The 23,951-nt window shown below is 63.9% G+C and carries 29 protein-coding genes; 24 read left to right on the top strand and 5 right to left on the bottom strand.

Features of this window, described 5'->3' with window-relative positions; genetic code table 11:
* Window positions 1–41 precede the first annotated feature (41 nt).
* The gene (locus tag DCO45_RS14150) at window positions 42–1,343 is read left to right on the top strand and encodes a DEAD/DEAH box helicase (RefSeq protein WP_116926433.1); all 1,302 of its coding nucleotides are present in this window, start codon (window positions 42–44) and stop codon (window positions 1,341–1,343) included.
* Window positions 1,336–2,202, top strand: a complete 867-nt coding sequence (gene fghA, locus DCO45_RS14145; RefSeq protein ID WP_116926432.1) for an S-formylglutathione hydrolase — start codon at window positions 1,336–1,338, stop codon at window positions 2,200–2,202. The genes DCO45_RS14150 and fghA overlap by 8 nt, the downstream gene beginning before the upstream one ends.
* Window positions 2,203–2,265: 63 nt before the next feature.
* On the opposite strand, the gene DCO45_RS14140 is transcribed toward fghA, so the two are convergent.
* From DCO45_RS14140 to DCO45_RS14130, 3 genes are all read right to left on the bottom strand, one after another.
* Complete coding sequence (locus DCO45_RS14140; RefSeq protein ID WP_116926431.1) at window positions 2,266–2,898, bottom strand: LysE family translocator; 633 nt, start codon at window positions 2,896–2,898, stop codon at window positions 2,266–2,268.
* Window positions 2,899–2,959: 61 nt separating this feature from the next.
* A complete protein-coding gene (locus DCO45_RS14135; protein ID WP_116926430.1) occupies window positions 2,960–3,259 on the bottom strand; it encodes a putative quinol monooxygenase in 300 nt (99 codons plus the stop codon).
* Window positions 3,260–3,287: 28 nt separating this feature from the next.
* On the bottom strand, window positions 3,288–3,725 hold the full coding sequence (locus DCO45_RS14130) for a DUF3293 domain-containing protein (RefSeq protein ID WP_165841205.1): 438 nt from the start codon (window positions 3,723–3,725) through the stop codon (window positions 3,288–3,290).
* A gap of 257 nt (window positions 3,726–3,982) precedes the next feature.
* Here DCO45_RS14130 and DCO45_RS14125 point away from each other — a divergent pair, with 257 nt between their 5' ends.
* From DCO45_RS14125 to hisD, 14 genes are all read left to right on the top strand, one after another.
* Window positions 3,983–4,795 carry an amino acid ABC transporter substrate-binding protein gene (locus DCO45_RS14125; protein WP_116926428.1) on the top strand — a complete coding sequence of 271 codons (813 nt, stop codon included), beginning with the start codon at window positions 3,983–3,985 and terminating at the stop codon, window positions 4,793–4,795.
* Between the two features lie 210 nt (window positions 4,796–5,005).
* Window positions 5,006–5,659, top strand: a complete 654-nt coding sequence (locus DCO45_RS14120) for an amino acid ABC transporter permease (RefSeq protein ID WP_021026088.1) — start codon at window positions 5,006–5,008, stop codon at window positions 5,657–5,659.
* 93 nt (window positions 5,660–5,752) lie between these two features.
* Window positions 5,753–6,505 carry an amino acid ABC transporter ATP-binding protein gene (locus DCO45_RS14115; protein WP_116926548.1) on the top strand — a complete coding sequence of 251 codons (753 nt, stop codon included), beginning with the start codon at window positions 5,753–5,755 and terminating at the stop codon, window positions 6,503–6,505.
* A gap of 272 nt (window positions 6,506–6,777) precedes the next feature.
* Window positions 6,778–7,608, top strand: coding sequence for an ABC transporter ATP-binding protein (locus DCO45_RS14110; RefSeq protein ID WP_116926427.1), 831 nt, complete (start codon window positions 6,778–6,780; stop codon window positions 7,606–7,608).
* Window positions 7,608–8,390, top strand: coding sequence for a lipid asymmetry maintenance ABC transporter permease subunit MlaE (gene mlaE, locus DCO45_RS14105; RefSeq protein WP_021026085.1), 783 nt, complete (start codon window positions 7,608–7,610; stop codon window positions 8,388–8,390). The genes DCO45_RS14110 and mlaE overlap by 1 nt, the downstream gene beginning before the upstream one ends.
* Window positions 8,391–8,431: 41 nt before the next feature.
* Entirely contained in the window at window positions 8,432–8,911 is a 480-nt protein-coding gene (mlaD, locus tag DCO45_RS14100) for an outer membrane lipid asymmetry maintenance protein MlaD (RefSeq protein WP_116926426.1), read from the top strand.
* 24 nt (window positions 8,912–8,935) lie between these two features.
* On the top strand, window positions 8,936–9,706 hold the full coding sequence (locus tag DCO45_RS14095; protein WP_116926547.1) for a VacJ family lipoprotein: 771 nt from the start codon (window positions 8,936–8,938) through the stop codon (window positions 9,704–9,706).
* Window positions 9,707–9,819: 113 nt separating this feature from the next.
* Window positions 9,820–10,467 (top strand): ABC transporter substrate-binding protein, encoded by a 648-nt coding sequence (locus tag DCO45_RS14090; protein WP_116926425.1) that lies wholly within the window; start codon window positions 9,820–9,822, stop codon window positions 10,465–10,467.
* 3 nt (window positions 10,468–10,470) lie between these two features.
* On the top strand, window positions 10,471–10,752 hold the full coding sequence (locus DCO45_RS14085) for an STAS domain-containing protein (RefSeq protein WP_116926424.1): 282 nt from the start codon (window positions 10,471–10,473) through the stop codon (window positions 10,750–10,752).
* Window positions 10,753–10,807: 55 nt separating this feature from the next.
* The gene (locus DCO45_RS14080; protein WP_021026080.1) at window positions 10,808–11,758 is read left to right on the top strand and encodes an ABC transporter ATP-binding protein; all 951 of its coding nucleotides are present in this window, start codon (window positions 10,808–10,810) and stop codon (window positions 11,756–11,758) included.
* Window positions 11,755–12,510 carry an ABC transporter permease gene (locus DCO45_RS14075; protein WP_021026079.1) on the top strand — a complete coding sequence of 252 codons (756 nt, stop codon included), beginning with the start codon at window positions 11,755–11,757 and terminating at the stop codon, window positions 12,508–12,510. The genes DCO45_RS14080 and DCO45_RS14075 overlap by 4 nt, the downstream gene beginning before the upstream one ends.
* Window positions 12,511–12,610: 100 nt before the next feature.
* Entirely contained in the window at window positions 12,611–12,853 is a 243-nt protein-coding gene (locus DCO45_RS14070) for a BolA/IbaG family iron-sulfur metabolism protein (RefSeq protein WP_021026078.1), read from the top strand.
* A gap of 91 nt (window positions 12,854–12,944) precedes the next feature.
* Window positions 12,945–13,595, top strand: a complete 651-nt coding sequence (gene hisG / locus DCO45_RS14065; protein WP_116926546.1) for an ATP phosphoribosyltransferase — start codon at window positions 12,945–12,947, stop codon at window positions 13,593–13,595.
* A gap of 62 nt (window positions 13,596–13,657) precedes the next feature.
* Complete coding sequence (gene hisD, locus DCO45_RS14060) at window positions 13,658–14,977, top strand: histidinol dehydrogenase (protein ID WP_116926423.1); 1,320 nt, start codon at window positions 13,658–13,660, stop codon at window positions 14,975–14,977.
* A gap of 59 nt (window positions 14,978–15,036) precedes the next feature.
* Here hisD and DCO45_RS14055 read toward each other — a convergent pair whose 3' ends face one another.
* Together DCO45_RS14055 and DCO45_RS14050 are read right to left on the bottom strand one after the other, a co-directional pair.
* Entirely contained in the window at window positions 15,037–16,575 is a 1,539-nt protein-coding gene (locus DCO45_RS14055) for a glycosyltransferase family 39 protein (protein ID WP_116926545.1), read from the bottom strand.
* 127 nt (window positions 16,576–16,702) lie between these two features.
* On the bottom strand, window positions 16,703–17,578 hold the full coding sequence (locus tag DCO45_RS14050; RefSeq protein WP_116926422.1) for an NAD-dependent protein deacetylase: 876 nt from the start codon (window positions 17,576–17,578) through the stop codon (window positions 16,703–16,705).
* Between the two features lie 113 nt (window positions 17,579–17,691).
* Between DCO45_RS14050 and DCO45_RS14045 the strand changes: the two genes are divergently transcribed.
* From DCO45_RS14045 to hisF, 8 genes are all read left to right on the top strand, one after another.
* The gene (locus DCO45_RS14045) at window positions 17,692–17,952 is read left to right on the top strand and encodes a DUF6364 family protein (protein WP_116926421.1); all 261 of its coding nucleotides are present in this window, start codon (window positions 17,692–17,694) and stop codon (window positions 17,950–17,952) included.
* The gene (locus DCO45_RS14040; RefSeq protein ID WP_116926420.1) at window positions 17,949–18,389 is read left to right on the top strand and encodes a PIN domain-containing protein; all 441 of its coding nucleotides are present in this window, start codon (window positions 17,949–17,951) and stop codon (window positions 18,387–18,389) included. The genes DCO45_RS14045 and DCO45_RS14040 overlap by 4 nt, the downstream gene beginning before the upstream one ends.
* A 26-nt stretch (window positions 18,390–18,415) precedes the next feature.
* On the top strand, window positions 18,416–19,534 hold the full coding sequence (gene hisC, locus DCO45_RS14035) for a histidinol-phosphate transaminase (RefSeq protein WP_116926419.1): 1,119 nt from the start codon (window positions 18,416–18,418) through the stop codon (window positions 19,532–19,534).
* Complete coding sequence (hisB, locus tag DCO45_RS14030) at window positions 19,531–20,160, top strand: imidazoleglycerol-phosphate dehydratase HisB (RefSeq protein WP_116926418.1); 630 nt, start codon at window positions 19,531–19,533, stop codon at window positions 20,158–20,160. The genes hisC and hisB overlap by 4 nt, the downstream gene beginning before the upstream one ends.
* Window positions 20,161–20,203: 43 nt before the next feature.
* The gene (gene hisH / locus DCO45_RS14025) at window positions 20,204–20,872 is read left to right on the top strand and encodes an imidazole glycerol phosphate synthase subunit HisH (protein WP_116926417.1); all 669 of its coding nucleotides are present in this window, start codon (window positions 20,204–20,206) and stop codon (window positions 20,870–20,872) included.
* A gap of 23 nt (window positions 20,873–20,895) precedes the next feature.
* Window positions 20,896–21,642, top strand: coding sequence for a 1-(5-phosphoribosyl)-5-[(5-phosphoribosylamino)methylideneamino]imidazole-4-carboxamide isomerase (hisA, locus tag DCO45_RS14020; protein ID WP_116926416.1), 747 nt, complete (start codon window positions 20,896–20,898; stop codon window positions 21,640–21,642).
* Between the two features lie 337 nt (window positions 21,643–21,979).
* On the top strand, window positions 21,980–22,990 hold the full coding sequence (gene galE, locus DCO45_RS14015; protein ID WP_116926415.1) for a UDP-glucose 4-epimerase GalE: 1,011 nt from the start codon (window positions 21,980–21,982) through the stop codon (window positions 22,988–22,990).
* Between the two features lie 139 nt (window positions 22,991–23,129).
* Window positions 23,130–23,909: an imidazole glycerol phosphate synthase subunit HisF gene (gene hisF, locus DCO45_RS14010; protein ID WP_021026068.1), complete on the top strand. Its 780-nt coding sequence runs from the start codon at window positions 23,130–23,132 to the stop codon at window positions 23,907–23,909.
* The last annotated feature ends 42 nt before the right edge of the window (window positions 23,910–23,951 follow it).

Below are 23,951 nucleotides of genomic sequence, written 5' to 3'. Positions count from 1 at the left end.
GGCTTGTTGTCCCTGCGGCCCGGCCCGCACCATTGAAATCCATGTCTTTTACCTCTCTTGGCCTTGCTCCGTCGCTGGCCCACGCTGCCCAGGCCCATGGCTTGATCGCACCCACGGCCATCCAGACCCAGGCGATCCCGGCCATTCTGGACGGGCGTGACCTGCTGGGCTGCGCGCCGACCGGCTCGGGCAAGACGGCGGCCTATGTGCTGCCGCTGATGCAGGCCTGGATGCTCGGTGATGCAGCAGGTCAGGCGGGCCGCCATGAGACGCAGGCCTTGATCCTGGTGCCCACGCGCGAGCTGGCCACCCAGGTGGCTGAGCTGGTCTACTTTGTTGGCGAGGCCCTGGGCCGCCGCCCCAAGGTGGCCGTGCTCACTGGTGGTGTGTCCATCAATCCCCAGCTGCTGGCCTTGCGCGGCGGCGTGGATCTGGTGATTGCCACGCCTGGGCGCTTGCTCGATGTGGTGGCGCACAGCAAGCTGCGGCTGGACACCATCAGCACCTTGGTGCTGGACGAGGCCGACCGCTTGATGGACCTGGGCTTTGCCGAGGAGCTGCACAGCGTGCTGGCCCTGGTGCCCGCGCGCGAGCAGCGCCAGACCCTGCTGCTGTCGGCTACCTTTGCCCCGGCGGTGCAGGCGTTGGTGCCCACCTTGCTGCGACCCGCGCACGAGAAGGTGGAGATCGCTTCGACCCACCTGCAGGACGCCACCATCGTGCAGCAGGCCTACTACCTCGATGCCGCCAAGCGCACTGCCTGGCTGCGTGAGCTGGTCACCCAGTACGCGGGCCAGCGCATGCTTGTGTTTGTGGCCAGCCGCTACAGCGCTGAGCATGTGGCCAACAAGCTCTATGACAAGGGCATCAGCGCCACCGCTTTCCATGGCGAGCTGAGCCAGGGTGCGCGCCAACAGGTGCTGCAGGAGTTCCGCAGCAGCCAGTGGCAGGTGCTGGTCACCACCGATCTGGCCGCGCGTGGCATCCATGTCGAGGCGCTGCCCCTGGTCATCAACTACGACCTGCCGCGCTCGCCCACCGATTACACCCACCGCATCGGCCGCACGGGCCGGGCCGGTATCTCGGGCCTGGCCATCAGCCTGGTAACCCCCGCCAGCCTGGCGCACTGGAAGCTGATTGCCAAGCGCAATGGGCTCGATGTGGCGCTGCAGACCCTGGAGCAGTACCCGGTCACCGAAGCCGTGCCCGCGCATGCGCCCTCTGAAGATGCCGGCAATGGCGGCATCAAGGGCAAGCGCATGAGCAAAAAAGACAAGCTGCGTGCAGCGGCCGCCCAGGCCGCATCCCCGCAACCCCCGACCGAAGGAAATTCCGATGTCTGAAGCCCAAGCCAGCCTCAAGCTGCAGGCGGCCCATGCCTGCTTTGGCGGCGCCCAGCGTTTTTATGAGCATTTCTCCAGTCAGATCGGCCTGGCGATGAAGTTCTCGGTCTTTCTGCCGCCCAAGGCGGTGGAGGGCGAGAAAGTGCCTGCGCTGCTGTACCTGGCGGGCCTGACCTGTACCGAAGAGACCTTCATGACCAAGGCCGGCGCCCAGCGCCTGGCGGCTTCGCTGAACGTGGCCTTGGTCACCTGCGACACCAGCCCGCGCGGCGCGGGCCTGCCTGGCGAGGCGGAGAGCTGGGATTTTGGCGTGGGCGCCGGTTTTTACCTGGATGCCACGGCCAAGCCCTGGGCGCTGCACTGGCGCATGGAAAGCTACATCCTCGAAGACCTGCTGCCGCTCTTGGGCGCCAAGCTGCCGATCGACCTGCAACGCCTGGGCATCTTTGGCCACAGCATGGGCGGCCATGGCGCGCTGACCCTGGCGCTGCGCCACCCCGGTGTGTTCAAGTCGGTCTCGGCCTTTGCGCCGATTGCCAACCCCACCCACTGCCCCTGGGGCCAGAAAGCATTTGCCGGCTACCTGGGCGACAACCAGGCCGATTGGGCGCAGCATGATGCCACCGCCCTGATGGCCGCGCAAAAGCAGCCGCCATACCCGGCCGGCATCCTCATCGACCAGGGCCTGGCCGACAAGTTCTTGCTGGAAAAGCAACTGCTGCCCGAAGCCTTTGAAGCCGCCTGCGCCCAGGTCGGCCAGCCCTTGACCTTGCGCCGCCATGGCGGCTATGACCACGGCTACTACTTCATCCAGAGCTTTATCGACGAGCACCTGCGCTTTCACGCCAGCCAGCTGTAAACAGAACCCGGTACGCGGATTTCTGCCAGGCGCTGCCGCCCACCCCGGGCTGTGGCGCCTGTTTTATTTGCGGGCCTCGGTCAACATGCGCAGCGCCAGGCCCGCGAGCACCGTGCCCATCAACCAGCGCTGCATCTGTACCCAACTGGGGCGGCTGGCCAGAAACCCAGCGATCGAGCCGGCCAGCATCGCAATGGCGGCATTCACGCTGACGCTGACCACAATCTGTGTGAAACCCAGCACCAGGGACTGCGAAAAAACGCTGCCATGTGCGGGATCGATGAACTGCGGCAGCAGTGACAGGTACATCACGGCAATCTTGGGGTTGAGCAGGTTGGTCAGAAAACCCATCGCAAACAGCGTGCGTGGGCTGTCCTGCGGCAACTGGCGCAGCTCGAACGGGGAGCGCCCTCCGGGCTTGACCGCCTGCCAGGCTAGGTACAGCAGGTACAACGCGCCACCAATGCGCAGTGCGTCGTAGGCGTAGGGGATGGCCATCACCAGCGCGGTGATACCCAGCGCCGCGCACAGCATGTAGAACACAAAGCCCAGGGCCACACCGCCCAGCGAGATCAAGCCTGCACCGCGCCCTTGGCATATCGAGCGGGAAATGAGATAGACCATATTCGGCCCGGGCGTCAGGACCATGCCCAGGGAAATGAGAGCGAAGGCGAGCCAGTTGTGAATTTCAGGCATGGGCGCGGGCACTACATTGCAGTGCAAGAGGGTGGTTGGACAGGACGGCGCCCACTGACCATCAGGTGCTGCGCGGCGCGCCCACATCATAGACGCGCAAATCGCGGTCGCCAATCTCCAGCGCTGGCCAGGCAGCGCGCCAGGCCTGGATATGGCTGGAGGCAAAATGCGCATCGAGCGCGGCCTGGCCGCTCCAGAGCTCCTTGACGTGGATCAGCCCGGGCACCAGCACATCCTGGGCGTAGCCATATTCCAGGCAGCCAGGCTCGGCGCGTGAGGCTTCCACCATCGCTCGCATGGCGGGCAGGGCGCGTTCCAGGTTCGCGGCGGGCAGGCGGACGGTGCCAACGATCAACAGCATGGGTTTTCCTCTCAGTCGGTCATGGGGATCAGCGCATCCAGCCGGGCACCCGGGTTTCCAGCAGTTGGGGCACCATGTCGGCGCTGGTCCATACCACCGCCAGTTGCTCCCACTGCGCGGCCCAGCGCTGGGCATCGTCGCGACCCATGCCGATGACCAGAAAACCCGGCTCGGCCGGCCAGCCGTTGGCCGGGTGCTGGGCAACGGCGGGCAGCGCGGCAAAGCCGGCAGTGCCCAGCGCGCGGCCCAGTTGGGCATGGCGCTCGATGTTCTCGTCCTTGTCCAGCAGCTCGCCCATGGGGTTGAAGGCGGTGATGAAGCAGCTGCAGTCGGTCTGGTGCTGCTGGTAGAGGGCACCGAGCGCCGCCTGGGCCTGGCCCAGCTGCAGGATGAAAGGGGCCTGGTTCAGCACGTGGTACTGGGTTTCTTCAAAAGCCTTGCGCAGTTCGGGCGAGAGGGTGGTCATAAATAAGGGGCCGCCAGTGTTGTCAATCATGCACGCGCGGCAAAAAAAGCCGTGATACCGAGATGCCTTGGTCGCCACGCGGCGGCCGGGGCAGCCATCGTAGCGGCTTGCGGACGTCCGACTAGGCCGGCAGAGTTTTCCACACGAGCGACACGAATTTCGTGTGATCGGAGACAATACGCGATTCGCCTGCACGCTGATGCTTGTACAAAACAAGCCAAGTGCTCTTATTTTGTCTTTCTCTTTGGTTGAGACACATGAAAAAACGTTCTTTCGTTGCCACCCTGGCGCTGACTGCCTTGCTCACCGCTTGCGGCAAGAATGATGCGCCCAAGCCTGCGGCTGAAGCACCCGCGCCCGCGCCTGTTGCGGCGGCGGTCACCAAGCTGGTGGTGGGTCTGGACGACAACTTCCCGCCGATGGGTTTCCGTGACGAGAAGAACGAAATCGTGGGCTTTGACATCGACATGGCCCGCGAAGCGGCCAAGCGCGCTGGCATCGAAGTGGAATTCAAGCCCATCGACTGGAACGCCAAGGAAGCCGAGCTGCTGGGCAAGCGCGTCGATGCACTGTGGAATGGCCTGACCATTCTGGAAGAGCGCAAGGAAAAGATCCTCTTCACCGACCCCTACATGGTCAACAAGCAGATCATCATCGTCAAGGCCGGCTCGCCCATCAAGACCAAGGCCGACATGGCCGGCAAGATCGTTGGTGCCCAGGAAGGCTCCAGCGCCGTGACCGCGATGGAAAAGGACAAGGAGCTGTCCTCCCAGTTCAAGGAAACCAAGCTGTTTGGCGACAACATCGCTGCGCTGATGGATGTGGAAGCTGGCCGTCTGGACGTTGTGGTGGTGGACGAAGTAGTGGGCCGTTACCTGGTCTCCAAGAAGCCTGACAACTATGTTGTGCTGGCCGAAGACTTTGGCACCGAAGACTATGGCGTGGGCTTCCGCAAGGACGACGAAGCCACCCGCAACAAGATCAACGACGTGCTGTCTGAGATGAAGAAGGACGGCAAGGCCGAAGAAATCGCCAAGAAGTGGTTTGGCGCCGACGTGATCAAGCACTGATCTGCGTGTGACTTTGCACCGGGCCGGCACAGCGTGCCGGTCTTGTGCTTTTGGGCGCAGCCCATGGCCGCCGCAGCGCAGGGCGCTGCCCGGCGGCCAGAACGGATTTTTTTGACAGGAGCGCCAGACCAGGAACGCCAACAGGTTCCAGCGGCGCTCGTGCCTGTGGCAGCGAGGCCCGCGAAGCCGCTGCCACCCTGAAGGCCATCGATGGATTATGTAATTTCAATGCTGGGGCCGCTGTCCAATGGCGCCCTGGTGACTCTCAAGCTGTTTTTCATCACTCTGGCGCTGTCGGTGCCACTGGGTCTGGCGCTGGCCTTGGCGCGCATCTCGCGCTTCAAGGCGCTGGCGCGCTTTGTCGAGGCCTATATCTGGCTGATGCGCGGCACGCCGCTGATGCTGCAGCTGCTGTTCATCTATTTTGCACTGCCCTTTGTGCCGGTGATCGGCGTGCGCCTGCCGGACTTCCCCTCGGCTGTGGTGGCATTCGCGCTGAACTATGCGGCCTATTTTGCCGAGATCTTCCGCGCCGGTATCCAGAGCGTGGACCGGGGCCAGTATGAAGGCGCGAAGGTGCTGGGCCTGTCCTACAGCCAGACCATGCGCCGCATTGTGCTGCCGCAGATGGTGCGCACCATCCTGCCGCCGGTCAGCAACGAGACCATCACCCTGGTCAAGGACACGTCGCTGATCTATGTGCTCGCCCTCAACGACCTGCTGCGCGCCGCGCGCGGCATTGTGCAGCGCGACTTCACGACCACACCCTTTGTGGTGGCGGCCGCCTTCTACCTGCTGATGACCCTGGTGCTGACCTGGGGCTTCAACCGCCTGGAAAAGCGCTATGCCAAATACGACGCATAAGTGGTGGCTGGCGATGGGTGGGTGTGAAGCGGCAATGGCGAACAGCGCAGGAGAATGGCGATGACAGGCAATGACATGGGCACCACCCCAGTGATGGTGCAGGCGCGTGATATCTGCAAGGCCTTCAATGGCAACGAGGTGCTCAAGCGCGTCTCGCTCGATATCCACAAGGGCGAAGTGATGGCGGTGATCGGGCCGTCTGGCTCGGGCAAGAGCACCTTTTTGCGCTGCTTGAACCACCTCGAGGTGATCGATTCAGGCTCGGTCGTGGTCGAGGGCCAGACCCTCGTCCGCACCAATGCCCAGGGACAGGCCCAGTACGCACCCGAGGCCCAGATGCGCGCCATTTTGCGCCGCATGGGCATGGTGTTCCAGGGCTTCAACCTGTTCCCGCATCTGTCGGTGATCGACAACATCACCGAGGCGCCGATGGTCGTCAAGGGCCTGACGCGCGAGCAGATCATGCCCAAGGCCCAGGAGCTGCTGCGCAAGGTGGGCCTGCTGGAGAAAGCCGATGCCTATCCTGCGCGCCTGTCGGGCGGCCAGAAGCAGCGCGTGGCCATTGCCCGGGCGCTGGCGATGGAGCCGGACATCATGCTGTTTGACGAGCCCACTTCGGCGCTGGACCCGGAGCTGACGGGCGAGGTGCTGCGCACCATGCGTCAGCTGGCCGAGGAGCACATGACCATGCTCGTGGTCACCCATGAGATGGGCTTTGCCCGCGAGGTGGCCAATACCGTGGTGTTCATGGACCAGGGCGCCCTGATCGAGGCCAAGCCCGCCCGCGCGTTCTTTGAAGACTGCAGCCACCCCCGCATTCGTTCCTTTTTGGACAATATGCTCTAATCACGGGCGCTTCTCACCGTTGTTGACGCTGTGAACAACTGGCCAAGAAGCCGCCCGTGCGATGCTGTAGGCTGGCCCGATCACGCAAGCGACTGCAATAGCCTGTTGCCTTGCGGGGCTTAGCCCGTCCGGGTTACGATCTGGCTATATAAATACATTCATGAATGTTTGTTACAAGCGGTAAGCTTGACGGTTTGCGCTGCGGCAACTGACTACAGAAAAGAGCCCTGCCCCCTCTTATGATGACGATGCCGGATGTTGCCGGCTTTTCTATGCAATCTTCTGCCTCACCACCTCTTGTCGAACTGCGCAATGTCACCTTTGGCTATGGTGACCGCACCATCTTGCGTGATGTGTCGCTGACCATCCCACGCGGGAAGGTGACCGCGCTGATGGGCGCATCCGGTGGCGGCAAAACCACGGTGCTGCGCCTGATTGGCGGCCAGGCCCGCGCCCAGGCCGGCCAGGTGCTGCTCGACGGCCAGGATGTGGGTGCGATGAGCCAGGCGCAGCTTTATGTCGCGCGGCGCCGCATGGGCATGCTGTTCCAGTTTGGCGCGCTGTTCACCGATATGACGGTGTTCGAGAACGTGGCCTTTCCGCTGCGCGAACACACCCAACTGTGCGATGCGATGGTGCGCGACATTGTGCTGATGAAGCTGCAGGCCGTGGGCCTGCGCGGCGCGCGCGAGTTGATGCCCTCGCAGATCTCCGGCGGCATGGCCCGGCGCGTGGCGCTGGCCCGTGCGATGGCGCTGGACCCGGAATTCATCATGTACGACGAGCCCTTTGCCGGGCTGGACCCGATTTCGCTGGGCACCTCGGCCCAGCTGATCCGCGAACTCAACGACGCGCTGGGCCTGACCAGCATCATCGTCTCGCACGATCTGGAAGAGACCTTCAAGCTGGCCGACCAGGTGATCATCCTGGGCCCCGGCGTCGTGGCCGCGCAGGGTACGCCCGATGAGGTGCGTGCCAGCAGCGATCCGCTCGTGCACCAGTTTGTCAACGCGCTGGCGCAGGGGCCGGTGCCTTTCCATGTGCAAGGGCCCAGCATCGATGAAGATTTTGGTCCTGGCGCCGTCAAGAAGGGAGGCCGCTGATGCGTTGGTGGCACCCTGCTGATATCGGTTTTGCGCTGCGCTCCAAGGCTGCGGCAGTAGGCCAGGCCACGCGCCTGCTGCTGCGCCTGGTCGCCGGGCTGGGCTATGTGCTCAAGCGCCCGGGCCTGCTGCGCGACCAGATCCACTTTTTGGGCAATTATTCGCTGGCCATCATTGGCGTCTCGGGCCTCTTCGTCGGCTTTGTGCTGGGGCTGCAGGGCTACTACATCCTGCAGCGCTACGGCTCGGCCGAGGCCGTGGGCATGATGGTGGCGTTGACCTTGCTGCGTGAGCTGGGCCCGGTGGTGACGGCGCTGCTGTTTGCCGGGCGTGCAGGCACCGCATTGACGGCCGAGATTGGCCTGATGAAGGCGGGCGAGCAGCTCTCGGCCATGGAGATGATGGCCGTCAATCCGATCGAGCGCATTCTGGCGCCGCGTTTTTGGGCCGGGCTGATTGCGATGCCGTTGCTGGCGGCGGTGTTCAGCGCCGTCGGCATCATGGGCGGATGGATCGTGGGCGTGTTGATGCTGGGCATCGATGGTGGCGCTTTCTGGGGCCAGATGCAAAGCGGTGTCGATGTGTTCCAGGATCTGGGCAACGGCGTGATCAAGAGCATCGTGTTCGGCATCACGGTGACCTTTGTCGCCTTGCTCCAAGGCTTTGTCGCCAAGCCCACCCCCGAAGGTGTCTCGCGCGCCACCACGCGCACCGTGGTCATGGCTTCGTTGTCGGTGTTGGCGCTGGATTTCATGCTCACGGCCATGATGTTCAGCATCTGACGCCTGCCCTATAGATAGTGAAAAGAGAAACGGATTCGCATATGCAGCCCTCCAAAACCGATATCTGGGTTGGCCTGTTTGTCATGCTGGGTGCTGCGGCGCTGGTGTTCCTGGCGCTGCGCGCAGGCAACCTGCTGACCCTGGATTTCAACAAAGGCTATGAAGTCACCGCCCGCTTTGACAACATTGGCGGCTTGAAGCCCCAGGCGGCCGTGCGCAGCGCCGGTGTGAAGGTTGGCCGTGTCAAAAGCATCGGCTTCAATGACCAGACCTTCCAGGCCGATGTCCACATCGAGCTGGCCAATGGCTATGCCTTCCCCAAGGACAGCTCGTTCAAGATCCTGACCAGCGGTCTGCTGGGCGACCAGTATGTGGGCGTTGAGGCCGGCTTTGATGAAAAGCCCTTGGCCAGTGGTGATACCGTCACCAATACACAATCGGCCATCGTGCTGGAAAATCTGATCGGCCAGTTCCTGTATGGCAAGGCCTCGGAGAGCTCCGCACCCAAGGCTGCCGAATAACACAAGCAAAAAACGAGAACGATGATGCGTTATCCACTCCACCTCCAAGGCCGCACCTGGGTGCTGGCTTCTTCCCTGGGTCTGGCTACGGTGCTGACCGGCTGTGCCAGCGGCCCTGGCGCCAACCCCCGCGACCCGCTGGAGCCCTACAACCGGGCGGTGTTCAGCTTCAACGATGCCGTCGACAGCGCGGTGCTCGAGCCCGTGGCCACCGGCTACCGCGATGTGACGCCGACCGTGGTGCGCACCGCCGTGACCAACTTCTTCGCCAACCTCGGCGACCTGTGGTCAGCCGTGAACAACGCGCTGCAGCTCAAGGGTGAGGGCACCTACAACAGCGTGGTGCGCTTTACCACCAACACCGTCTTCGGTCTGGGTGGTCTGATCGATATCGCCAGCGAAATGGACATCGAGCGCCACAAGCAGGACTTTGGCCTGACGATGGCGCGCTATGGCATGCCTGCGGGCGCCTACATCGTCTGGCCTTTGCTGGGCCCATCGACGATCCGCGATTCCGCCGGCATGGTGGTGGACTGGCAGGGCAATGTGGTCAGCTCGATCAACGATGTGCCCGTGCGCAACTCGCTGACCGGTCTGCGCATTGTCAACACCCGGGCCAACCTGCTGGGCACCACGTCGCTGGTGCAGTCCGCAGCGCTCGACAAGTACAGCTTCACCCGTGACGCCTACCTGCAGCTGCGCCAAAATGCCACCCAGGCGGGCGAGGAAGAGGACGAGACGCAGTGGATGAATGAGTCGGCAGCCGACCCCCAGCCCCAGGGCCGCGTCAAATAAGCCGCCGTTATAAAGGCTTACAAGAAATAGGGTGGTGCATGCAACTGCGTGTCTGCCTCAGAATCAAAAATGGTCCGAGTCTGAATGGCAGACACCGGCTGAAAGGAACGCATATGATGAATCGTCGAGCATGGGTGCAGTACTCCGCCGCATGGGCTGCAGTGGCTTGCATGGCATCGGCCCCGCTGGCGGCCAGCGCAGCAGACATGGCGCCCGACGCGATGATCAAGCAGCTCTCGGACGAAGTGCTGAGCACCTTGAAGACCGACCAGTCCATCCGGGGTGGTGATGTCTCCAAGATCACCTCGTATGTCGACAGCGTGGTCATGCCCAATGTGGATTTCCGCCGCATGATGGCCTCGGCCGTAGGCCCCAAGTGGCGTACCGCGACGGCCTCCCAGCAGCAGCAATTGCAAGATGAGTTCAAGAAGCTGATGGTCAACACCTACGCCGGTGCGCTGCACCAGGTGAGCGACCAGACCATCAGCGTCAAGCCGGTGCGCATGCAGCCCGCTGACAAGGAAGTCGTGGTGCGATCCGAGATCCTGGGCCGGGGTGACCCGATCCAGCTGGACTACCGCCTGGTCAAGACCCCCGGCCAGGGCATGGGCTGGAAGATCTACAACCTGAACGTGATGGGCATCTGGATGGTGGAGACCTACCGCAACCAGTTCCAGGAAGAGCTGAACAAGCCCGGTGGCAGCCCACAGACCTTGATCGACTCCATCGCTGCCCGCAACAAGGCCAACGCAGGCAAGTAAACCATGGCCGCGCTCAGCCTGCCTTCGACCCTGACCCATGATGAGGCCCAGGCCTGCCTGCAGCACTTGCAGGCGGGCATTGCGCAGCTGCCTGCGGGCGCTGCGGTGCAGATCGATGCCAGCGCCTTGGCGGTGTTTGACTCATCGGCGCTGGCCGTGATGCTGGGCAGCCGGCGCGCGGCACTGGGGGCTGGCCGGCCCTTTGAGATGCGCGGCGTGTCAGCGCCGGTGCTGTCGCTGGCCCGCCTCTATGGTGTCGATGGCCTGCTGACCACCGCCGGCTGAGCGCTGAATCCCCAGGACAGCGCCATCTGGCCGCTGCGCCTACAATGGCCGACTCATGTCCGCCATCGCATTCCAATCCGTCTCCAAGGTCTACCAGACCGCCAAGGGGCCCTTCCAGGCATTGAACAACGTCAGCCTCGATATCGAGGAAGGGGAGTTCTTTGGCCTGCTCGGGCCCAACGGCGCGGGCAAGACCACCATGATCAGCATTCTGGCCGGCCTGGCCCGCGCCAGCAGCGGCTCCGTCAAGGTGCTGGGCAGCGATGTGCGCGAGGACTATGCCAATGCGCGCCGCAAGCTCGGTATCGTGCCGCAGGAGCTGGTTTTTGACCCGTTTTTCAATGTGCGCGAATCGCTGCGCATCCAATCGGGCTATTTCGGTGTGAAGAACAACGATGCCTGGATCGATGAGCTGCTCGAGAGCCTGGGCCTGGCCGACAAGGCCACGGCCAATATGCGCCAGTTGAGCGGCGGCATGAAGCGCCGCGTGCTCGTCGCCCAGGCGCTGGTGCACAAGCCGCCGATCATCGTGCTCGATGAGCCCACAGCCGGCGTCGATGTGGAACTGCGCCAGACCTTGTGGCAGTTCGTCAGCAAGCTCAACAAGCAGGGCCATACGGTGCTGCTCACCACCCACTACCTGGAAGAGGCCGAGGCGCTGTGCAACCGCATTGCGATGCTGCGCTCAGGCCATGTGGTGGCGCTGTCGACCATGGCCGAGCTGCTGCAGGGCAGCTCCTCGAACGTGCTGCAGTTCAAGACCGATGGCCTGCTGCCAGCCGATCTGGCCGCCCAGGCGCGCATCACCGGCCGCATTGTGCAGCTGCCCGCCAGCAGCGCAGCGGATGTGGAGCGCATCCTTGCCCAGCTGCGCACGGCAGGCGTGGTGGTCGAAGACCTGGAGATCCGCCGCGCGGATCTGGAGGATGTGTTCTTGCAAGTGATGGCGCGCGATGCCGTGGTGGACCATGCCACCACGCAACTGGGTGCGGGAGTGGCACGATGAGCGGCTGGCAAACCCTGTTTTACAAAGAGGTGCTGCGTTTTTGGAAGGTGAGCTTCCAGACCGTGGCCGCGCCGGTGCTGACCGCCGTGCTCTACCTGCTGATCTTTGGCCATGTGCTGCAAGGCCGCGTGACCGTGTTCAGCGATGTCAGCTACACCGCCTTTCTGGTGCCGGGACTGGTGATGATGAGCCTGCTGCAAAACGCCTTTGCCAATAGCTCGTCGAGTCTGGTGCAAAGCAAGATTATGGGCAGCCTGGTGTTTGTTCTGCTGACGCCGCTGTCGCACTGGGGCTGGTTCTTTGCCTTTGTCGGCGCCTCCATCGTGCGGGGTCTAGCCGTCGGCCTGGGTGTCTATGTGATCACCTTGTTCTTCGCGCCGCCGCATTTTGCATCGCTGCCCTGGGTGCTGATGTTTGCCGTGCTGGGTGCAGGCCTGATGGGCACCCTGGGCCTGCTGGCGGGCCTGTGGGCAGACAAGTTTGACCAGATGGCGGCGTTCCAGAACTTTGTGATCGTGCCGATGACCTTTCTGTCGGGCGTGTTCTATTCGATCCAGTCGCTGCCCCCGTTCTGGCAAAAGGTCAGCCACCTGAACCCGTTCTTCTACATGATTGATGGTTTTCGCTACGGCTTTTTTGGCCAGAGCGACACCTCGCCCTGGCTGAGCCTGGGCATTGTGGCCGTTGCCTGGCTGCTGGTGAGTGCATTGGCGGTGCAGCTGCTGCGCACCGGCTACAAGATCCGTAACTGATGAACCCTGCTGCAGCCCGCGCGGCTGCAGTTGCCTGGCCAGCAGCCCACCCCACGGAGCGGCTGGCAGGCATTTCGAACCGACTAAGTGAGAGCGTGCAATGACTGCTGAGGACCTCAAAGACATCATCACCGCCGGCCTGGCCTGCGAACATATTGCGCTGGAGGGCGATGGCCGCCACTGGTTTGCCACCATCGTGTCGCCCGCCTTTGAAGGCAAGCGTTTGATCCAGCGCCATCAGCTGGTCTACGCGACCCTGGGCCAGAAGATGCATACCGATGAGGTGCATGCGCTGTCGATGAAGACGCACACCCCTGCCGAGTGGGCTGCCCAGCAGGCCTGATTTTTCTTGTTTCAACCCAGGCTGGCCCAGCCCCATCCGGCATGGATGCGCAGGCTGCCGCTGGCGAAAGTGCCCCATGGACAACACCACCATGATCACCTTGGCCCTCTCCAAAGGCCGCATTTTTGACGAAACCCTGCCGCTGCTGGCCGCCGCAGGCATCGAGGTGCTCGAAGACCCCGAAAAGTCGCGCAAGCTGATTTTTGCCACCACCCAGCCCGATGTGCAGGTGGTGCTGGTGCGCGCCTCCGATGTGCCCACCTATGTGCAGTACGGCGGCGCGGACCTGGGCGTGACCGGCAAGGACACCTTGCTCGAGCACGGCGGCGAGGGCCTGTTCCAGCCGCTCGATCTGCAGATCGCCAAGTGCCGTGTGAGCGTGGCGGTGCGCAATGATTTTGACTACGCCCAGGCCGTCAAGCGCGGCGCGCGTCTGCGCGTGGCCACCAAGTACCCGCAGATTGCGCGCGAGTTCTTTGCGCGCAAGGGCGTGCACGTGGACCTGATCAAGCTCTACGGCAGCATGGAGCTGGCGCCGCTGACGGGTCTGGCCGATGCCATCGTCGACCTGGTGAGCACCGGCAATACCCTGCGCGCCAACCACCTGCAGGAAGTCGAGCACATTATCGACATCAGCTCGCACCTGGTGGTGAACCAGGCGGCGCTCAAGCTCAAGCAAAAGCGCCTGCGCCATATCATTGATGTGTTTGCTGCGGGTGTTGCCCAAACTGCCCCGGTTTAAGCATCCGCTCTCAGGCTGGCACTTGCCTGTTTGAAAAGTGTCTGAGTCAGAAGGTATTCACTATGGAATTCGTTGCCGCTCCCGCCCGTCTGTCAACCACCGATGCCCAGTTCGAGCATGACTTCGCTCAGCGCCTGCATTGGTCGGCGGACACGGATGCTGCCATCGAGCAGCGGGTGGCCGATATCCTGGCGGACGTGCAAAAGCGCGGCGATGCCGCTGTGCTGGACTACACCGCGCGCTTTGATGGCCTGCAGGTCAGCAGCATGGCTGCGCTGGAGTTGAGCAAGCAAGAGCTCAAGGCCGCCTTTGAGGGCCTGCCCACTGAGCAGCGCGAGGCGCTTGAATCGGCAGCACGCCGCGTGCGCAGCTACCACGAGGCCCAGAAAAAGGCCAATGGCGAGAGCTGGAGCTACCGCGACGAAGACGGCACCTTGCTGGGCCAGAAAGTCACGCCGCTCGACCGCGTGGGCATCTATGTGCCAGGCGGCAAGGCCGCCTACCCCAGCAGCGTGCTGATGAATGCCATCCCGGCCCATGTAGCGGGTGTGGAGGACATCATCATGGTGGTGCCAACGCCCCAGGGTGTGAAGAACCCGCTGGTGCTGGCTGCGGCCTATGTGGCGGGCGTGCACCGCGCCTTCACCATTGGCGGTGCGCAGGCCGTGGCGGCGCTGGCCTACGGCACGGCCACCATCCCCAAGGTGGACAAGATCACCGGCCCGGGCAATGCCTATGTGGCCAGCGCCAAAAAGCGCGTGTTCGGCCTGGTGGGCATCGACATGATTGCCGGCCCCAGCGAAATTCTGGTGCTGGCCGATGGCTCGACGCCGCCCGACTGGGTGGCGATGGATCTTTTCTCGCAGGCCGAGCACGATGAACTGGCGCAGTCGATTCTGCTGTGCCCCGATGCCGCCTACCTGGATGCTGTGCAGCGCGAAATCGACCGCCTGCTGCCCGAGATGCCGCGCAAGGCCATCATCGCCAAGAGCCTGTCCGACCGGGGCGCACTGATCCTCACGCGTGACATGGAAGAGGCCTGCGCGCTGAGCAACCGCATTGCGCCCGAGCACCTGGAAGTCTCCAGCCGCGATCCGCACCGCTGGGAGCCCCTGCTCAAGCATGCGGGCGCGATCTTTCTGGGCGCCTACACCAGCGAAAGCCTGGGCGACTACTGTGCAGGCCCCAACCATGTGCTGCCCACCAGCGGCACCGCGCGTTTCTCGTCGCCGCTGGGCGTCTATGACTTCCAAAAGCGCTCCAGCCTGATCGAGGTGAGCGAGGCGGGCGCCCAGGTGCTGGGCAAGACTGCCGCGGTGCTGGCCTATGGCGAAGGCCTGCAAGGCCACGCGCGCGCAGCCGAGATGAGGATCAAGCGCTAAGCATCGCTCGCCTGCTGCCCCGGGTCAAAACGGCTGGGGCAGAGCAAGCAGGGCGGTGATCAACGCCGCTCGCAGGCCGCCGGCACATAGGCGCGCCATTGCACCACCAGGTCCGCACGGCTCTGGCCCCGGGGCCAGGGAATGACCCATTCGCCCTCATGCAGGCGCATGCCTTGCAGTCCATCGAGCACCGGGTAGGGCCCAGTGGGGGCATCCCGATCCGCATCCTCTTTCAACTGCCAGATCCGCAGCGCGCCATGCTGCTGCAGGCGATGGGCCGTGGCCCAGGGCGAATGGCGCGGGTCGCCCGGGATCAGCACCGAGGGCTGGCTTTTGGCGCCGATGGCGACGAGGCCACCGGTCCAGGCATCGCTGGCCACGGTATCGAGTGGGCAGCTCGACAGCGAATCCCAAGTGGCCTCGGCCTGCTGCGCCAGCGCGGCAGCGGGCCAATCGCTGCGCACCGGGCTCTTGCGGAAGTCCGAGATCTTCCAAAGATATACACCACAGAGCACGGAAATCACCGTGAGCCACACCATGGTGCCGCGCAACAGGTAGGGGCGCATGGGCGCGAGCCAGGCGCTGGGGATCAGCGCCGCAGCCAGCACGCCACTGAAAGGCCACATCGGCACCCCCCACATATCGCGCAGGCGCAAGCCCAGGGCCATGCCCAGCGTGGCCAGCAGCAAGCCTGGGGCCAGCGCGATGAGGCACAGGTAGGCGGGCTTGGCGCTGTGCCACTGCCAGGGGGCAGATACGGCAGGCCGCAGCTTGGACCAGCGCAGCCGCAAGTAGGCAAACAGCAGCACCAGCAGCAGCGGCAGGTGGTTGAGCAGCTGGGTCAGCAAAAAGCCCAGCGCGCCTGCGCGCGGCGATTCGCCGGAGCTGTTGGAGCGATCCTTGGCATAGGAGAAAGGCAGCCAGTCGTTGCTATGCAGCCAAAGCAGGTGCGGCGCAAACACCAGCGCCATCACCAGCAAGGCCAGCCAGGGGCCTGGACGGCGCAGCAGGCTGCGTGCCGGGCTCAGCACGGTAAATAGACCCAGGCAGAGCAGCAGCAAGCCGATGGAGTATTTGCTCAGCAGCCCCAGGCCGGCCATCAGGCCCAGCAGCAGCCATTGCCAGCGCTTGTCGTCCTGCCAGGCGGCCAGGTAGAAGTAGCAGATGCCCGCCCAAAACGGCATCTGCGCAATGTTGTGGTTGAACTCCAGCGCGGGCCGGGTGTAGAAGACCACGCCCATCGTCAGCACCGTGCCGATAAAGGCGCGCTCGCGCCCGACCAGGCGGCAGGCCGTCAGCCAGACCAGCCCCAAGGTCAGCGCCACGCACAGCTGGCTCAGCGCAAACGGGCCCCAGCGGCCCAGCGCCAAGAAGGACGCATGCAGCGCAATGGGGGGGAGCGGCGGGTGCTTGTAGTAGCCCCATTGCCATTCACGGCCCCAGCCCAGGCTCTCGACCACATCCAGCGGAAAGCTGGGGGCGAGCAGCGGCGGCACGAGCGTCCAGGCCAGTGCGTACAGGCAGGCAAAGGCGAGCATGAGGCGCAGCGCTTTCTGGTGGTCGTGCGGCTGGGGGTGGGGGATGGAGGCAGGAGACATGCAGTGGGCAAAGGGGGCTTGGCAGCGCTGGGGCACGGGCTGGGTAAAGCCCGCTAGTGTAGCTGCAGGCTATCGGCTCCATCTACCGTTGCGGGGCCCCCGTCGTGGGTTGGGGTTGCTGGCAATGTCAGTCGCTGCGGGCGGGTGCCAGCAGATCGGCCAGGCTGCTGAGTGCGGGCGCGCAGGCCTGGGCCAGCTTCAGGTCCAGCAGTGCGTCATCGCGCATCTGGCCCAGGTTGATGGCCGCGACCGGCAGGCCCGCTTGCTTGGCGGCATGCACAAAGCGCAGGCCTGAATAGACCATCAAGGAGCTGCCCACCACCAGCAGCGCGCCGCTGGCGGCCAGGTGGTTCATGGCTTCCTGGCGGCGTGCGGCAGGTACGTTTTCTCCATAGAAGACGACATCGGGCTTGAGGATGCCGCCGCAGGTGGAGCAGGCCGGTACCTGAAAAGCGGCAAAGTCCACACCGCCCAGATCGGCATCGCCATCGGGTGCAGCGCTGGCGCTCAGGTGCTGCCAATCGGGGTTAGCCGTTATCAGCTCGTGCTGAAAGTCGGCGCGCGCCATGCGCTGACCGCAGCCCATGCAGACCACCTGGTCGAGCCGGCCATGCAGATCCACCACCCGCGCGCTGCCCGCGCGCTGGTGCAGGCCGTCGACGTTCTGGGTGATCAGGCCTTGGATATAGCCGGCCTGCTCCAACCGGGCCAGCGCCTGGTGCGCGGCATTGGGCTGGGCCTGCGAGAACACCGGCCAGCCCACCAGACTGCGCGCCCAGTAGCGCTGGCGCGTGAGCGTCTCGTCCATGAAGTCCTGAAAGCGCACTGGGGCAGGGCGCTTCCAGGCGCCTTGCGCATCGCGGTAGTCGGGGATGCCGCTGCCGGTGCTCACGCCCGCGCCGGTCAGCACGGTCCAGGGACGGTGGTGCTGCAGCAAGTGGGTCAGGGCTGGCAGATCCGTGGAGGCGGCTGCTTGCGGGAGGAGGTCGGTGAGAAGTGGCATGGATGAGGGCTCGGTCGGCTGCCCTGATGATAGTGGCCGCAACGTCCGATGGCAGCAGTCTGGTTTATCAACACGAAATTCGTGTTGCACGAATTTCGTGTAAAATCGGCCGCATGAAAAATCTCACCATCACTGTGGAAGACAGCGTGCTGGAATGGGCGCGGGTCGAGGCCGCACGGCGCGGCACCAGCGTCTCACGCATGGTCGGAGATTTTATGGCCGAGCTCCAGCAGCGCGAGGACGCCTACGAGCGCGCCTACCTGGCCTGGCGCACCGATGAGCGCAGCTGGCAAGGCGGTGCAACGCCTCCGGGTGGCGCCGCTGCGGCACGCAAAATCGGTGGCCGCCGCAAGACCGGGCAGGAGGGGGCATGAGCACTGTGTTTGTCGATACCTCGGTGCTGGTCGCCGCAGAAAACGTCTCGGACGCTGCGCTCTACCAGGCCACCCTGGACTGGCTCGATCATCTGTGGAGCAGCCGCACCGGCCGCACCGGCAACCAGGCGCTCAGTGAGTTCTACGACCAGGTCACCACGGCGGCCGCCCCCATGCCCCAAGGCGATGCGCGCGCCGCCATCCGCCGCTACCAGAGCTGGACGCCCTGGAAAACCGATGCCGCCACCTTGGAGACCGCCTGGGCCGTGCAGGCGCGCCATGCCTTGGATTTTGGCGATTGCCTGGCGGTGGCCTGTGCCCAGCACAGTGGCTGCCAGCAAATGCTCAGCCTCTACCTGCCCCATGGCGCCGAATTTGGTGGCGTGACCATCGTGCATCCGTTGCGCCAAGCCGCACCGGTCCAGGCCAAAGCCTGAAATTCCTGATGTGAAAGAGTGATGTGATGACGTCCCAAGACAAGTCCCAACAGGCCCTGCAACGCATCCGCGCCGATGTGCGCGCCATGCAGGCCTACCATGTGCAAGATTCCAAGGGTCTGCTGAAGATGGACACCATGGAGAACCCCTACCGCCTGCCGGACGCGCTGCAGCAAAAGCTGGGCGAGCGGCTGGGCGCGCTGGAGATCAACCGCTACCCGGGCGAGCGCCTGGAGACCCTCAAGAAAATGCTGGCCGACTATGTGGGCGCGCCCACCGGCACGGCCGTGCTGCTGGGCAATGGCTCGGACGAGATCATCACCTTGCTGGCGCTGGCTACCGCCCAGCCCCATGCCGAAGGCCGCGCCAAGATGCTCGCGCCCATGCCGGGTTTTGTCATGTACCCGATGTCGGCCCAGCTGCAGGGCCTCGACTTTGTCGGCGTCAACCTGACCGCAGACTTTGATCTGGATGTGCCCGCGATGCAGGCCGCCATTGCCGCGCACAAGCCCGCCATCACCTACATCGCCTACCCCAACAACCCGACCGCCACCTTGTGGGACCAGGACAAGGTGCAGGCCGTCATCGATGCCGTCGCTGACGTGGGGGGCCTGGTGGTGATGGATGAGGCCTACCAGCCCTTTGCCAGCCGCAGCTGGATCGACCAGATGCGTGCCGATCCCGCGCGCAATGGCCATGTGCTGCTGATGCGCACCCTGTCCAAGTTCGGTCTGGCTGGCGCGCGCCTGGGTTACCTGGTGGGGCCGGCAGTCATCGTCAACGAGATCGACAAGGTCCGCCCCCCGTACAACATCAGCGTGCTCAACTGCGAGACGGCGATTTTTGCGCTGGAACATGAGGCGCTGTATGCCGAGCAGGCCAGCGCCATCCGGGCAGAACGCCAGCCGCTGATTGATGCGTTGCAGGCGCTGGGCGGCGTGCGCAAGGTCTGGCCGTCGGAGGCCAATATGGTGCTGATGCGCGTGGACGATGCGGGCAAGACCCAGGCGGCGATGAAGGCGCGTGGCGTGCTCGTCAAGAATGTATCGGCCATGCACCCGCTGCTGGCCCAGTGCCTGCGGCTGACCGTGGGCACCCGCGAAGAAAATGCCCGCATGCTGGCGGCGCTCAAGGAGTCTGTATGAATAATCTGGTGCCCACCCCATCGACCGCCACGCCGCTGCACCGCACGGCCGAAGTGGCCCGCAATACTGCCGAGACCCGCATCCAGGTGCGTGTGAACCTGGACGGCACGGGCCTGGCCCGGCTGAACTCGGGCATCGGTTTTCTGGACCACATGCTCGACCAGATTGCGCGCCATGGCCTGATCGACCTGGACATTGAATGCGCGGGCGACCTGCACATCGACGGCCACCACACGGTCGAGGACATCGGCATCACCTTGGGCCAGGCCTTTGCGAAGGCCATTGGTGACAAGAAGGGCATCCGCCGCTATGGCCATGCCTATGTGCCGCTCGATGAGGCGCTCAGCCGCGTGGTGATTGATTTCTCCGGCCGCCCGGGTCTGCACATGGATGTGAAGTTCACCGCTGGCAGCATTGGCCGGCTTGATACGCAGCTGGTGTACGAGTTCTTCCAGGGCTTTGTGAACCATGCCGGTGTGACCTTGCACATCGACAACCTCAAGGGCTTCAATGCCCACCACCAGTGCGAGACTATCTTCAAAGCCTTTGCGCGCGCATTGCGTTTTGCGCTGGAGCATGATCCGCGCATGGCCGGCGTGATTCCGTCGACCAAGGGATCGCTGTAAGCCCGCCGTTGGCGACTGGCGCTACACTCACTTCTTGCAAGCTATGACAACTTCATCCAATACCGTTGCCGTGGTGGACTACGGCATGGGCAATCTGCGCTCGGTATCGCAGGCCGTGCAGGCGGCAGCGTCCGGCTCGTCCGTGGCCGTGGTGGTGACGGCCGACCCCGACGTGGTGCGCGCCGCCACCCGCATTGTGCTGCCGGGCCAGGGCGCGATGCGCGACTGCATGGCCGAGCTCAAGGCCTCGGGCCTGCAGGACAGCGTGCTGGAAGCGGCACGCAACAAGCCGATGTTCGGCGTGTGCGTGGGCATGCAGATGCTGCTGGACCACAGCGAAGAGGGCGACACCCCGGGCCTGGGCCTGATAGCCGGTCAGGTGCGCAAGTTCCAGCTGGCGGGCCGCACCCAGGCCGATGGCAGCCGCTTCAAGGTGCCGCAGATGGGCTGGAACCAGGTGCAGCAGCAAGCCCATGGCGGCCAGCCCCACCCGGTCTGGCAAGGCGTGCCCGACCAGTCCTATTTCTATTTTGTCCACAGCTTTTATGCGGCGCCTGCCAGTGATGCCCAGTGCCACGGCTGGGCCGAGTATGGCGAACGCTTTGCTTGTGCCATTGGCCGGGACAACATCTTCGCCACCCAGTTTCATCCAGAAAAAAGTGCGGACCAGGGCCTGGCGCTCTACCGCAACTTCTTGCACTGGAACCCTTAAATTCTCACCGTCAGCCCACTACCATGCTGCTCATTCCTGCGATTGACCTCAAGGACGGTCACTGCGTGCGCCTCAAGCAAGGCGATATGGACCAATCCACCACCTTTGGCGAAGACCCGGTTGCGGTCGCCCGCCGCTGGTTCGATGCGGGCGCGCGCCGCCTGCATCTGGTGGATCTCAACGGCGCCTTCGCCGGCCAGCCCAAGAACCTGCCAGTCATCAAGGCCATCCTCAAGGAGTTTGGCGACGAGCTGCCGGTGCAGCTGGGCGGCGGTATCCGCGACCTGGACACCATCGAGAAATACATCGATGCCGGTATGCAGTACGTGATCATCGGCACCGCTGCGGTCAAGGACCCTGGCTTTTTGCAGAACGCCTGCACGGCCTTTGCCGGCCACATCATCGTCGGCCTCGATGCCAAGGACGGGATGGTCGCCACCGATGGCTGGAGCAAGATCACCCAGCACTCGGTCATCGAGACGGCCAAGCGCTTTGAGGACTGGGGTGTGGAATCGATCATCTACACCGACATTGGCCGTGACGGCATGCTCAGTGGCATCAACATGGACGCCACCATCAAGCTGGCCCAGGCGATCAAGATTCCGGTGATTGCCTCCGGTGGTCTGTCGGGCATGGCCGATATCGAGGCGCTGTGCATGGCCGAGCCCGAAGGCGTCGAAGGAGTCATCTGCGGCCGCGCCATCTACACCGGTGATCTGGACTTTGCAGCGGCCCAGGAGCGCGCGGACCAATTGAGCGACAGCCTCTGACAGGTGCAGAAACGCTCTGCAACACGGCAGCGCAGCCAGGCCACCGGAGTGGTGGCCTTTTTTATATTTGTGTTAATTGAAACAGTTTGTGTGCTGGATTGGCCGCTGTCGCGCGCCAGGGTTGTGGGACCTTGCCTACACCGCGTTTTAAGTCGCTGTGGTGAATACAAATTTGAGGAATGTCAACAAATGCTAGTTGTTACCTGGAGCTGCTTCTGATCACCAACAAAGGTTTTCCATAACTGTGGCTTATTGGACAATGTACGCTTGGTCAGGATGCCAGAATCCATAGAAGTCTTGGATAGCGCATTCTGCAAGACCTCTTTGAAAGCCCCCTGTGATACTCGTGACTGGCGGAGCCGGCTATGTTGGCTCTCATATCTGCATTGCCTTGGCTGAAGCCGGCATGCCGTTCCTGATTCTGGATAACTTCAGCAATGCAAGGCGTTCGGTCATCACCCGGCTGGGCAAGATCCTGGGCTTTGCGCCGCCCTGCATCGATGCCGATGTGCGCGACGTGGCGGTGCTGGAGCAGTTGTTCGATGAACAGCATTTCGATGCGGTCATCCACAGCGCCTTTCTCACCGCTTCTGCGGACGCCGCGCGCGAGCCACTGCGCTACTACGACAACAATGTCTCGGGCACCATTGGCCTGCTGCGCGCCATGCAGACCGCCGGCTTGCGCAACCTGGTGGTGTCGTCCTCGTCGGTGGTCTATGGTGATCCGGCGCCGCACCCCGTTCGTGAAGACGCACCGTTGTCTGCCAGCACGCCTTATGGCCAGACGGCCCTGATGGTCGAGCAGGTGCTCAGCAGCTTGGATGAAGCCTCGCCCAAGCGCTGGCGCATGGCTTTGCTGCGCAGCTTCAATGCCGTGGGCTGCCACGAGAGCGGTCTGATTGCCGAGGACCCGCCGCGCATGTCTTCCCATGTGGCGCCGTATCTGGCCCAGGTGGCTGCCGGCAAGCGCGATGGTTTGCGCATCTATGGCGGCGACTACCCGACGCCCGATGGCACCCCGGTGCGCGACTACCTGCATGTGATGGACCTGGCCCATGCCTATGTCGCTACCTTGCAGTATCTGCGCGGCCACGCGGGCCTGGCCCGCTTCAATATTGGCTCGGGCCAGCCTACCTCGGTGCTGGGTCTGGTGCGCGCTTTCGAGCATGCCAATGGCCGTGCCGTGCCTTTTCGCATCGGTGCACGCCGCGCAGGCGATGCAGCGCACTGCTGGGCGGATATCTCGCAAGCACGCACGCAGCTGGGCTGGCAGCCCAAGCTGGGTCTGGACCGCATGATGGAAGATGTCTGGCGCTGGCAGATTGGCACCGGCCGCAGCGTCCATTGACGGATCCTGATCCAACGCTTGGCGGCCCAAGCGCGCCAGGCGTTTTTCTGGCCCGCAGCCTGCGCGCCAGGGCTGGGCGTGTTATCGTTTTGCCCGTCTGGCGTTATTGCCACCGCTCCCATCTGCCACGAGATCTTCCATGCTTGCCAAACGCATCATTCCTTGCCTCGACGTGACCGGTGGCCGCGTCGTCAAAGGTGTCAATTTTGTCGAACTGCGCGATGCCGGCGACCCGGTGGAGATTGCGGCGCGCTACAACACCCAGGGCGCCGATGAGCTGACCTTTCTGGACATCACCGCCACCAGCGATGGGCGCGATCTGATCTTGCCGATCATCGAAGCTGTTGCCAGCCAGGTCTTCATTCCACTGACCGTGGGCGGCGGCGTGCGCACCGTGGCCGATGTGCGGCGTCTGCTCAATGCCGGTGCCGACAAGACCAGCTTCAACTCTGCGGCCATTGCCGACCCTGCCGTCATCAACGCCGCCAGTGATCGCTACGGCTCGCAGTGCATTGTGGTTGCCATCGACGCCAAGCGCCGCCAAGGCCAGGATGTCATCGAGCGCGGCGAGGGCTGGGATGTCTACAGCCACGGCGGGCGCAAGAACACGGGGCTGGACGCTGTCCGCTGGGCCAGTGACATGGCCGCGCGCGGCGCCGGAGAGATCTTGCTCACCAGCATGGACCGCGATGGCACCAAGTCCGGTTTTGACTTGGCACTGACCCGTGCCGTGGCCGATGCCGTGGGCGTGCCCGTCATTGCTTCGGGCGGCGTGGGCAACCTCGACCACCTGGCCGATGGCGTGCAGCAGGGCGGCGCCGATGCGGTGCTGGCAGCCAGCATCTTCCACTACGGCGAGTTCACGGTGCAGCAGGCCAAAGAGCGCATGCGCGAGCGCGGCATCCCCGTGCGCCTGTAAGCACCGCTTTCACTCTGGGATTGACCCCAGCAACGGCGCCTT

Source organism: Comamonas sp. JNW, from assembly GCF_003105075.1.
GTDB lineage: Bacteria > Pseudomonadota > Gammaproteobacteria > Burkholderiales > Burkholderiaceae_C > Comamonas > Comamonas squillarum.
This window is presented reverse-complemented; position numbering and strand designations above follow the sequence as displayed.

Bases quoted from the DNA above. Each gene is read 5' to 3' on its own strand.
- DCO45_RS14130 (WP_165841205.1), bottom strand. From the start codon at position 3,725: ATGACCACCCTCTCGCCCGAACTGCGCAAGGCTTTTGAAGAAACCCAG.
- DCO45_RS14045 (WP_116926421.1), top strand. From the start codon at position 17,692: ATGAAAAATCTCACCATCACTGTGGAAGACAGCGTGCTGGAATGGGCG.
- DCO45_RS14055 (WP_116926545.1), bottom strand. From the start codon at position 16,575: ATGTCTCCTGCCTCCATCCCCCACCCCCAGCCGCACGACCACCAGAAA.
- hisB (WP_116926418.1), top strand. From the start codon at position 19,531: ATGAATAATCTGGTGCCCACCCCATCGACCGCCACGCCGCTGCACCGC.
- DCO45_RS14110 (WP_116926427.1), top strand. From the start codon at position 6,778: ATGCAATCTTCTGCCTCACCACCTCTTGTCGAACTGCGCAATGTCACC.
- DCO45_RS14070 (WP_021026078.1), top strand. From the start codon at position 12,611: ATGACTGCTGAGGACCTCAAAGACATCATCACCGCCGGCCTGGCCTGC.
- hisA (WP_116926416.1), top strand. From the start codon at position 20,896: ATGCTGCTCATTCCTGCGATTGACCTCAAGGACGGTCACTGCGTGCGC.
- DCO45_RS14050 (WP_116926422.1), bottom strand. From the start codon at position 17,578: ATGCCACTTCTCACCGACCTCCTCCCGCAAGCAGCCGCCTCCACGGAT.
- DCO45_RS14140 (WP_116926431.1), bottom strand. From the start codon at position 2,898: ATGCCTGAAATTCACAACTGGCTCGCCTTCGCTCTCATTTCCCTGGGC.
- DCO45_RS14075 (WP_021026079.1), top strand. From the start codon at position 11,755: ATGAGCGGCTGGCAAACCCTGTTTTACAAAGAGGTGCTGCGTTTTTGG.
- hisC (WP_116926419.1), top strand. From the start codon at position 18,416: ATGACGTCCCAAGACAAGTCCCAACAGGCCCTGCAACGCATCCGCGCC.
- DCO45_RS14095 (WP_116926547.1), top strand. From the start codon at position 8,936: ATGCGTTATCCACTCCACCTCCAAGGCCGCACCTGGGTGCTGGCTTCT.
- DCO45_RS14125 (WP_116926428.1), top strand. From the start codon at position 3,983: ATGAAAAAACGTTCTTTCGTTGCCACCCTGGCGCTGACTGCCTTGCTC.
- DCO45_RS14090 (WP_116926425.1), top strand. From the start codon at position 9,820: ATGATGAATCGTCGAGCATGGGTGCAGTACTCCGCCGCATGGGCTGCA.
- DCO45_RS14080 (WP_021026080.1), top strand. From the start codon at position 10,808: ATGTCCGCCATCGCATTCCAATCCGTCTCCAAGGTCTACCAGACCGCC.
- DCO45_RS14135 (WP_116926430.1), bottom strand. From the start codon at position 3,259: ATGCTGTTGATCGTTGGCACCGTCCGCCTGCCCGCCGCGAACCTGGAA.
- hisG (WP_116926546.1), top strand. From the start codon at position 12,945: ATGATCACCTTGGCCCTCTCCAAAGGCCGCATTTTTGACGAAACCCTG.
- mlaD (WP_116926426.1), top strand. From the start codon at position 8,432: ATGCAGCCCTCCAAAACCGATATCTGGGTTGGCCTGTTTGTCATGCTG.
- hisF (WP_021026068.1), top strand. From the start codon at position 23,130: ATGCTTGCCAAACGCATCATTCCTTGCCTCGACGTGACCGGTGGCCGC.
- mlaE (WP_021026085.1), top strand. From the start codon at position 7,608: ATGCGTTGGTGGCACCCTGCTGATATCGGTTTTGCGCTGCGCTCCAAG.
- DCO45_RS14115 (WP_116926548.1), top strand. From the start codon at position 5,753: ATGGTGCAGGCGCGTGATATCTGCAAGGCCTTCAATGGCAACGAGGTG.
- DCO45_RS14150 (WP_116926433.1), top strand. From the start codon at position 42: ATGTCTTTTACCTCTCTTGGCCTTGCTCCGTCGCTGGCCCACGCTGCC.
- DCO45_RS14085 (WP_116926424.1), top strand. From the start codon at position 10,471: ATGGCCGCGCTCAGCCTGCCTTCGACCCTGACCCATGATGAGGCCCAG.
- fghA (WP_116926432.1), top strand. From the start codon at position 1,336: ATGTCTGAAGCCCAAGCCAGCCTCAAGCTGCAGGCGGCCCATGCCTGC.
- DCO45_RS14120 (WP_021026088.1), top strand. From the start codon at position 5,006: ATGGATTATGTAATTTCAATGCTGGGGCCGCTGTCCAATGGCGCCCTG.
- hisD (WP_116926423.1), top strand. From the start codon at position 13,658: ATGGAATTCGTTGCCGCTCCCGCCCGTCTGTCAACCACCGATGCCCAG.
- DCO45_RS14040 (WP_116926420.1), top strand. From the start codon at position 17,949: ATGAGCACTGTGTTTGTCGATACCTCGGTGCTGGTCGCCGCAGAAAAC.
- hisH (WP_116926417.1), top strand. From the start codon at position 20,204: ATGACAACTTCATCCAATACCGTTGCCGTGGTGGACTACGGCATGGGC.